Source organism: Paracoccus sp. S4493 (assembly GCF_000967735.1).
Taxonomy (GTDB): domain Bacteria; phylum Pseudomonadota; class Alphaproteobacteria; order Rhodobacterales; family Rhodobacteraceae; genus Paracoccus; species Paracoccus marcusii.
In genome coordinates this window covers 1-758 of the sequence record NZ_JXYF01000390.1, presented here as the reverse complement: position 1 = coordinate 758, position 758 = coordinate 1, and the positions used below count along the sequence as shown (strand labels likewise).

1 pseudogene is annotated in these 758 nt (G+C 71.0%); it reads right to left on the bottom strand.

Annotation, left to right across the window (positions count from 1 at the left end):
* Nucleotides 1-758 (bottom strand): annotated as a pseudogene (locus TW83_RS21455) (HlyD family type I secretion periplasmic adaptor subunit); the annotation flags it as partial.

Below are 758 nucleotides of genomic sequence, written 5' to 3'. Positions count from 1 at the left end.
CTGCGGCGGCGTTCGGCCAGTTCCAGCTCGCGATAGCCCAGATCGCCCAACTCGGTCTCGGCCATCTCGCGGCGTTCGGCGGCCAGGCGCAGGCTCTGGATCTGCAGTTCGGTCTGGCGGATCGCGGCCGAGGCGCGGCTGGCCTGCAGCGACCCCAGTTCACCGTCGATGCGCGCGGCCTCGCGTTCCAGGGCCAGCACGCGGCTGGCCTGGGCCAGCCCCCGGTCCAGCAGGCTCTGCTGGTCGGTCAGCTCGCGCCCGATCAGGTCGCGCTGCGTGCCCAGGGCGGCGAACTGGGCGTCGATGCCGTCGACCTCGGAATCGATCTGGTCGGATTGCTTGGCCAGCTGGTCCAGAGACTGGCGCAGCGTGTCCAGCCGCGTGCGGAACAGGCTGGTCTGTCCCGCGATCAGATCCTGCAGCGCCGGCGACGCGGTCGCGGCCTGCACCAGTTCGTCGGGAAAGGTGATCGTGTCGGCATCGGCGCGTTCGGCCTCCAGCCGGCCGCGGCGGGCCAGGATCTCGAAATACTGGCCCTCGACGATGGTGTGCTCGGTGCGCAGCAGCGTGCCGTCCAGCGTCAGCAGCAGGTCGCCCGCGGCGACGGTGCTGCCCTCGGATGTGGCGATGTCCTGGACCACGCCGCCATCGGGATGCTGGACGATCTGGCGCTGCTGTTCGACCTCGACCTGGCCGCCCGCCACGACCGCGCCAGAGATGCGCGTGGACATCGCCCACACCGTGAAGCCGCCCACCAG